Source organism: Endozoicomonas sp. SESOKO2, from assembly GCF_024606245.1.
GTDB lineage: Bacteria > Pseudomonadota > Gammaproteobacteria > Pseudomonadales > Endozoicomonadaceae > Endozoicomonas_A.
This window is the reverse complement of sequence record NZ_JAHHPQ010000762.1, coordinates 19,187-27,514: the sequence shown is the minus strand read 5'-3', so window position 1 is coordinate 27,514 and position 8,328 is coordinate 19,187. Positions and strand designations below refer to the sequence as shown.

The 8,328-nt window shown below is 46.3% G+C and carries 8 protein-coding genes; 5 read left to right on the top strand and 3 right to left on the bottom strand.

Annotation, left to right across the window (positions count from 1 at the left end; genetic code table 11):
• From KDK17_RS18180 to KDK17_RS18165, 4 genes are all read left to right on the top strand, one after another.
• Nucleotides 1-522, top strand: a 522-nt coding sequence (locus tag KDK17_RS18180; RefSeq protein WP_257274428.1) for a hypothetical protein, incomplete at its 5' end; no start/stop codon positions are given.
• A gap of 236 nt (nucleotides 523-758) precedes the next feature.
• Complete coding sequence (locus tag KDK17_RS18175) at nucleotides 759-1,712, top strand: hypothetical protein (RefSeq protein WP_257274427.1); 954 nt, start codon at nucleotides 759-761, stop codon at nucleotides 1,710-1,712.
• A gap of 67 nt (nucleotides 1,713-1,779) precedes the next feature.
• A complete protein-coding gene (locus tag KDK17_RS18170; RefSeq protein ID WP_257274426.1) occupies nucleotides 1,780-3,012 on the top strand; it encodes a hypothetical protein in 1,233 nt (410 codons plus the stop codon).
• 66 nt (nucleotides 3,013-3,078) lie between these two features.
• On the top strand, nucleotides 3,079-4,266 hold the full coding sequence (locus tag KDK17_RS18165; protein WP_257280693.1) for a hypothetical protein: 1,188 nt from the start codon (nucleotides 3,079-3,081) through the stop codon (nucleotides 4,264-4,266).
• A 9-nt stretch (nucleotides 4,267-4,275) separates the two neighbouring features.
• On the opposite strand, the gene KDK17_RS18160 is transcribed toward KDK17_RS18165, so the two are convergent.
• Complete coding sequence (locus KDK17_RS18160) at nucleotides 4,276-4,581, bottom strand: GIY-YIG nuclease family protein (RefSeq protein WP_257280692.1); 306 nt, start codon at nucleotides 4,579-4,581, stop codon at nucleotides 4,276-4,278.
• A gap of 437 nt (nucleotides 4,582-5,018) precedes the next feature.
• Here KDK17_RS18160 and pgtP point away from each other — a divergent pair, with 437 nt between their 5' ends.
• Nucleotides 5,019-6,374: a phosphoglycerate transporter protein PgtP gene (gene pgtP, locus KDK17_RS18155; protein ID WP_257276130.1), complete on the top strand. Its 1,356-nt coding sequence runs from the start codon at nucleotides 5,019-5,021 to the stop codon at nucleotides 6,372-6,374.
• Between the two features lie 173 nt (nucleotides 6,375-6,547).
• Here pgtP and KDK17_RS18150 read toward each other — a convergent pair whose 3' ends face one another.
• A complete protein-coding gene (locus tag KDK17_RS18150) occupies nucleotides 6,548-6,979 on the bottom strand; it encodes a DUF2147 domain-containing protein (protein ID WP_257276129.1) in 432 nt (143 codons plus the stop codon).
• 97 nt (nucleotides 6,980-7,076) lie between these two features.
• Nucleotides 7,077-8,288 (bottom strand): aromatic amino acid transport family protein, encoded by a 1,212-nt coding sequence (locus KDK17_RS18145; RefSeq protein WP_257276128.1) that lies wholly within the window; start codon nucleotides 8,286-8,288, stop codon nucleotides 7,077-7,079.
• Between the last annotated feature and the right edge of the window lie 40 nt (nucleotides 8,289-8,328).

The following is an 8,328-nucleotide window of genomic DNA, read 5'->3' as shown; positions in this document are numbered from 1 at the left end:
ATAGTTATGGCAACAACCGCGACGGGGTCGGTTCCTGTCACTATGACTGACAACAATGCTCAAACTGATATCGCAACGATCACGCTAAAAGCGACCAACACGGTTCCTGCCAGATATGATCATTCACTGGCACAGCCCATTCGGTTGGTTTGGACGATGGGCCATAACCAGAACCAAACTGCAAATATCTTTGAAGAAGAGCATTATCCGGTGGTTGCGCAGTGTAGAGAGCCCAACATCAGGATCAATCTGCTGAACAACAAGGGAACCATTGCCAATAGTTGGCTATGTCGGAAAGTCGGTGAGCGCCTGACGATACTTAAACCCAAATACCGGAATGGCGACACTCATCTATTTGAGGCATCATCTGAGTATCGCCGCTTGCGGACATCAAAATCGAAACTGTCTATCAATGTGGTTAGCTCCAGGGATTATCATACTAATAACGCAAACGCCTTTTATAACCCATCGTTGTTGGCGCTTTTGATCTCTATGTATCTTATTAGTGCAAGCACACTGTGAATTCGTAGAAGAGAAACATTATGAAACGGGTCTTGTTCGGATTCATCTTGTTGTTTTGTCTGTTTCAGACATGTAATGCTCGTGATGTCTACACAAGCGCTCTATGGGTGGAAGATTTATATTCACACGCCGAGAACAAAACCATAGCTGTACGGATAAACTCACGGATAGGGTTTATTTGTCCCAATATCGCCACTGTGGCAAGGCAACGCGGGTTCGACAGACAATCCTCAGAAATGAATGAAAATCTATGGTTAGTACAGAACGAAACCTTCTACGAAAACTGTGAGATACCAACAAACACCTCAAGTCTGGCGTACCATTTTGTTTGCAACGATGCCACTCGACTGTTTTTTGTAGATCTACTGTTTCTTGAATTTGCTGCCGGACAAAACGATATGACTTTTGAAGCGGGGAAATATTATTATGTATTGTCGACATCAGACGGCACCATAGGTTCACTTAACAACAGAAAAGGCGGACATTGTCTGACCCACAACATGCGCGTCAAGATTTATGTCTGTAAAAAACGTAGTGACCCCCATCCTCTCTGCAAAAACATAGACCCTAAGTTAAACATTATTCCTCCAAGTGATCCTTCTACGCCATCTCCTTTCATGTTCGGCTTAATAAATCCCGGAGTGCCGAATGTTCCTGCCATTATTACTGATACCTATAGCAATACTAATACCGAAACGGTTACAACAAAGGCTACTGCAGCGGTTACGACAAAGGCTACTGAAACGTTTACGAGAAAGGCCACTGAAGCGGTTTCCACCATCCATAATGATCCACCGAACGAGCCCGTTGAGTTAATATGGGAGATCCGCTACAACCAGACCCAAACAACCACCATCTCTAAAGAAGAGTATTACCCGGTGGTTGCACTGTGTAATGAACCCAACGCAAAAATCAGCCTGCTTAACAATAAAGGGAGGATTGTTGATAGCTGGTTGTGTCAGAAAGTAGATGAGCGTATGACGATACTTAAACCGGAGTACCGGAATGACGATGTTTATCTATTCGTGGCCTCGCCCGAATACAGTCCCGGGCGAATATGGAAATCAAGCCTGTTTGTTAATGTGCATAGCATCAAGCATCGTTATATCAGTAATGTAAACTCACTCTATAGCCCACCGGCATTGGCGCTTTTGATTTCATTGTATCTTTTTATTGCAAATGCACTTTGACACGATTTTCTGAAAGTGCGTAGAAAAGTCTGCTACATTCATTCTGACTTTTTACCAGAGAAAAACGATGCGATTTATTTTGTTCGGGTTCCTGTTGTTACTCCATCTGTTTCAGGCATGCAATGCTCGTGATGTCTACAAAAGCATTTTGTGGGAGTACGATTTTTATTCGCATGCTGATAACAAGAGCATCACTGTGCATTTAAACTCAGAGATCTCTATAATTTGTCCCAACCTGCCCACAGTGGTAAAAAAGCGCAGTCACGATAGGCAAACCTCAACAATGTACGAAAATATATGGTTGACGAGCAACGCAACCGACTATGAGAATTGTGAAGTAGGGGGATTGAAAGCAATAGGAACCAATAAACCTATAGATCGCTTTATTTGCAACAAGCCCAATGAATTAATTTATCTTAATTTATTGTTTCTTGAACATGCTGCCGGAGCAGACGACAGAACCTTTGAAGGAGGAAAAAATTACTATATCTTTTCCACATCAGATGGCACTCAATCTTCAGTTTATAGAAGAAAAGGCGGGCATTGTTCAACACATAACATGCGCCTCAAGATTTACGTTTGCATGAAAGGAGGAGACCCGGACCCTAACTGCAAAAAAGGCCTGGACCCTAATATAAACAGGTTTTCTGCAAACAATCCTTTTACTCCTGCTCCTTTTGCAACTCTTTTAACAGAGCCATTAACCGACCCTGTAACGACGACTGTTCCTGCTGTTACTACCGACTCCGATGCCGAAACGGTCAGTACAAATACGACTGAAAAGGCTCCTGTCATAATGACGGGCCCCTACACTGCTAGCGACAGTGATACCGATTCTCACAACGATAACGAAGCGGTCAGGATAATAGCTACTGAAACAGCTTCCACCAGGTTTCATCATTCACTGGCAGAGCCCATTCAGTTACTTTGGGAGATCGGCTATAACCAGACCCAAACAGCCTACCTCACTGAAGAAGAAAACTACCCGGTGATTGCACTTTGTAGAGAACCCAACACCAGGATCAGCCTGCTAAACAATAAAGGAACGATTGTCGACAGCTGGTTATGCCGACAAGCCGGTGAGCATCTGACGATACTTAAATCTGAATACCGGAATGGTGAAACTTATCTATTTGAGGCATTACCCGAATATGAACGTATACGAGTATGGAAATCGAGCCTGTCTGTCAATGTGGGCGGTTTTCAGGATCTTTATATCAGTAAGGCCACCCCACACTACAACCCACCGGCGTTAGCTCTTTTGATCTCAATGTATCTTTTTACTGCAAGCGTGCTCTGACACGATTTCAAGAAGCTATGCAGATAGGTCTGCTACTTTTATTCTGACTTTTAACAGAGAAAAACCATGCAATTTGTTTTATTCGGATTCCTGCTGTTACTCCCTCTGTTTCAGACATGCGATGCTCGTGATGTCTACACCAGCGTCTGGTGGTGGGATCATTTATATTCCCACGCCAAGAACAAGAGCATATCTGTGAGGCTAAACTCGCAGCTGTATTTTATTTGTCCCAATAAGCCGACAGTGGTAAAGAAGCGCGCTAATGATAGACAAACCCTAACCATGTACGAAAATATATGGCTAACGGACAACGAAACCTACTATGAGAATTGTGAAATAGGAGAAAATCCACGAGATAAAGTCATAGATCTCTTTCCTTGCAACCAACCCGTCGAGCTGTCTTTTCTTAGCATACTTTTTCTCGAACATGCTGCCGGACTCAACGACAGAACCTTTGAAGGGGGAAAACATTACTACTTCCTATCCACATCCAATGGCCTGGAGTCTTCTATTCATAACAAAAAAGGCGGACACTGCCTGACACACAACATGCGCCTAAAGGTTTACGTCTGTAATAAAACGGCTGACGCCAATCCCGGCTGCGCAGACCCGGATCCTCAGTTAAATGACGGTTTTATCATTCCCCCTTATACCCCTGTTCCTTTAACCACTCTTTTAACAACGCCTGTAACAGATCCTGTGACCACTACCCGTCCTGCCAGAACGAATACCGAAACGGTTATGACAAATGCGACAGACAAGGTTCCTGTTATTATTAGTGACACCGATGCTGACGAAGATACCGAAACGGCCATGACAACGGCTACTGAAATAATTCCCACCGACTATGATCGTTCAGTGACACCCCCCATTCAGTTAATCTGGGAGATCAGCTATAACCGGACCCAAACGGCCTCTATCTTCGAAGAAAGGAATTACCCGGTGGTTGCACTGTGTAACGAACCCAACACCAAGATCAGCCTGCTGAACAATAAAGGAAGGATTGTTGATAGCTGGTTATGTCAGAAAGCAGGTGAACGCCTGACCATACTCAAGCCTGAATATCGCAATGGTGAGGTTTATTTATTTGAGGCATCACCCGAGTTCAGCCGTATACGAGTATGGAAATCAACCCTGTCTGTCAATGTGGGCAGCTTCAAGACTCAGTATATCAGTGCAGCCAACACCCTCTACAACCCACCGGCATTGGCACTTTTGATTTCAATGTATCTTTTGACAGGAAGCGCATTCTGACAGGATCGATTACTCAAAACCTGCCCCTGTTGGCAGCACTTCAGCATAGTTTGAAGCCCTGTTTTGCTTTTCTTTCAGCAGAGCTTCCTTCTGGGTACGAGTCATCTTTTTAATGGCGGCTTCCCGCTTGCCTGCTGTTGAACGGTTATGACCTTCTTCCACATACATCAGGGCAGAAGGTTTTTTACCATTGAAAAATCGAGCACCGCCTTTCTTTTCGCCCGAGTGCTCTTTCCAGCGCCGTTCGATATTGGTGGTAATACCCGTGTACAGACTGTTGTTACTTGCCAGAATGATATAAACGAACCAGTTCATGGAACCTGCATATAAAAGATAATTAACAGCATTTTACTGTACCGGACAGGCAAGTACATGGCTTCAATAACAGAAAATTAAACGATAGTTCTATTTAACAAATTTCATTCGGATATTAAGTTTTTTAGACTTTCGACTTGCTAAATCACAAATCTGGACTGAAATTAACACTTGATAAAAACCCATAGGCACATCTTCACACAGGTTCTGTGGGACTTATAAAGCAGCTTCTCTTTTGATATCGGTGAGTCTAACCATCATTTTGCAGTTGCCTGTAAGAATGATTCTCGCAGTATGGAGAGAAAAGCCGTTTCGGATCATTCAGCCATGGACCCAATTGTCGGCCAAAGGAATACAAGACGTAACTCTTGGCTGCCCAGACATAAAAACATATTCGGGAAAAATGGCACTAGCAAATAAATTCGGGAGTACTTCATATGCTGGGCTTTCTCAGTCCTCCTGCTCATCAAGAGCAGATTGCGTCCAAAGAAGTCGATGAAACTTATAAAAAGCTCCGTTTTCAGGTTTTGTTCGGCATCATTGTTGGCTATGCCGCTTATTACCTGATTCGCAAAAATTTCTCTCTGGCCATGCCCAATCTGATTGAACAGGGTTTTAGCAAATCCGAACTCGGCGTGGCCCTCTCAGCCGTCTCTTTTGCCTATGGCTTTAGCAAGTTTCTCATGGGCAACCTGTCTGATCGCAGTGACGCCCGGAAATTCATGAGTATTGGCCTGATTCTTTCGGCTCTGACCATGATCTTTATGGGAACCGTTCCTTTTGCCACAGCTTCAGTCCCTGCCATGTTTGCCCTGCTGTTTCTTAATGGCTGGTTTCAGGGCATGGGCTATCCGGCGGGCAGCAGGGTCATGACACATTGGTTCTCCGTTAGAGAAAGAGGGGTTAAATGGGCCTACTGGAATACCTCTCATAACCTCGGAGCCGGTCTGGTGGGACCTATGGCCATATTTGCGGTCTTTCTGTTTGGCGACTGGCAATCACAGCTCTGGTTCCATGGCGTCGTAGCCCTTGTTCTGGCCGGTATCACCTGGACATTATTAAGAGATACCCCCCAGTCCTGCGGTCTGCCCAGCATCGAAGCCTGGACTGGCGATAAGCTTAAATCCTATGACGAGCATCACCATGAGCAAGAGATGTCGGCCAAAGACATCTTTTTCAAATATGTATTCAACAATAAACTGCTCTGGTATCTCTCACTGGCCAATGTCTTCGTTTACCTGGTTCGCTACGGAGTACTGGACTGGGCGCCAACTTACCTGAAAGAAGTTAAAGGTTTTTCAATGGCTCAAAGTGGCTGGGCCTATTTCTTTTACGAGTTTGCAGGCATTCCGGGTATCCTGCTCTGTGGCTGGGCCAGTGACCGCTTTTTCAGAGGCTGTCGTGCTCCAGTCAGTATGTGGATGATGGCGCTGGTCTGTGTAGCCATTGTTATCTACTGGCAGAACCCTGCCGGGCACCCGATGATTGATAACCTCTGCCTGATATTTGTGGGCTTTCTGATTTATGGTCCTGTGGTGCTGGTAGGTTTGCAGGCCGCTGACTCAGCCCCGAAGAAAGCGACCGGAACCGCCACTGGCCTGACCGGCCTGTTTGGTTACCTCGGTGGTGCGCTGTTTGCCAACCTGGCCATGGGAGTCATTGTTGACGCGATGGGCTGGAGTGGCGGTTTTATGCTGATACTGGCAGCCTGTGGCATGGCAATTCTGTTTTTGGCACTGACTTTGAAAAAGGAGAAAGACGACAAAGCTGAGCTCTTCAGTCAGTACAAATGACTGCCATATGGCTTCATTGGAGCCATTCACTGACCCCGGCAGTCATCTCTGCCGGCTATTATTGGCCCATGGACTTAGGGCCATTTTCAAATCTATCTAGCAGCCTGTCGGACTTAAGGCTGTCCTACTGCGTCTTGCAATCCTCGCTACGGACGCTTAAGTCCGACAGGCTGCTAGTCGGCTTTAACCCAAACCTGGGTTCTGCCTAACAATGAAAAGCCCACATACCCCCTAAGCTTGAGCTTTTTACCTCCGTCAATCAATTTCATGCTGCCGCTGTATACTTTGCCCGACTTCGGATCTAGCACTTTTCCGTTGTCGTATTGAGAACCGTCTTTTTTCATCCCCCAGAGAAAAGTCAGCCCCTCTATCTTCTGATCCTTATTATCACCTTTGCATTTTTCACAGACCGCATTTCTGGATGCAGGATCAAGGATCTCCACAATCTTGCCTTTCAGCTGATCACCTTCTTCCCAGATAGTCACCAGAGATTCCTTTTTATGGGTTTCTTCATCAACGGTGTACCATTGACCAACGTATCCATTGGCAAGAGACAAAGCCGGGAGAAGCAGCGCAGAGGCTACCAGAAGTGCTTTTCGTAACATGAGGAGTTCCTGTTTTCCTGAGTGGATGAACTGATATTAATCGGATCATTCTCAAACAACCAGACAAACTCTTCTGACAGTGATTTTTTATGAATGATCAAGAATCCAGAGCTGGCAGCCAGCCGGAAACAATGCCTGCCTGAGCAAGAATGACGGCCAGCCCGATCAAACACATAATCACCAGCAACAGTTTGCCCCCGGCCACCTGATAAGGCTCTTCAAGGTCCTGCTTTCGTGCTTCCCAGACCAGCATGACAGGAATAAAGACCGCCAGAATCACCAAAGCCACAGCAGCATAGCCCAGAGTCATCACGAAGCCTCCCGGAAACAAAACCGCCACCAGCAATGGCAGGCCCAGTGTCAGGCAGACAGTCTGAATACGACCCATGATGTTATCAGGTCTCTGGCTGACCTCAGCCAGATAATCAAACAGGCCAATGGCCACTCCTAAAAATGAAGTACCCAGCGCACAGACTGTGAAACCACTGATGAGATAACTAAAGCCGGAATAATGACTGGCATCCCCAATTTTACGGATAAGCTGGCCCACTGCATCCGGACTACTGTGCAGGCTGTTGATCTCCACAGATGACAAAGTACCGTTGGTCGCAACCTGCCAGAGTGAATAGACCACAAGGGGCAAGACACTGCCCAGCACCAATGCCAGGCGAAAATCTCCGGGCCTGCCTTTGACATATCGCACGACGGTAGGTACTGCACAATGATACCCAAAGGAGGTGTAAAGTACTGGCAAAGCGGCGAAGAGCATACCGGGTTCACCGACTCCAAGGGTGAGATTTTCGGCTTCTGCTTCTGGCAGTAGAAGCACCATGATGAACATCAATAACATCATCATCAGGAAGAACATTGTGCGATTGGCATAATCCACAACCACAGTCCCGATCACCACCATAACGGCAATAACAACTGCCACCAGCGTAGCTGACTGAGAAAAACTGAGAGCCAGTCCCATCCTGTGGCTGAAGGAAACAACTTGCCCTGCGCCGGCTGTGATATAGGCTGAACAGAGTGAATAATATAGAAACAGCATGGCCAGAATAGCCACAGCCTGACCAGATTTTCCCAGCAACCGCCCCACCACACCATGAAGGTTATCGGCTTCTGGCACGGCGCGGCAGGCCTCCGCTATGAGCAAACCTCCATAGCAGGCCAGAGCAGCCATTAACATCATCAGCAGGATGCCTGACCAAATACCCGTAGCAGCAGAAACCAGCGGCAAAGCCAGCATACCTGCCCCAATAGATGTGCCTGCTACCAGCAGGGTGCTTCCCAGTGTTTGACTGTTCATGTATTAGTTCATCGTTTCCTTTCCAAACAACCAGAATAGA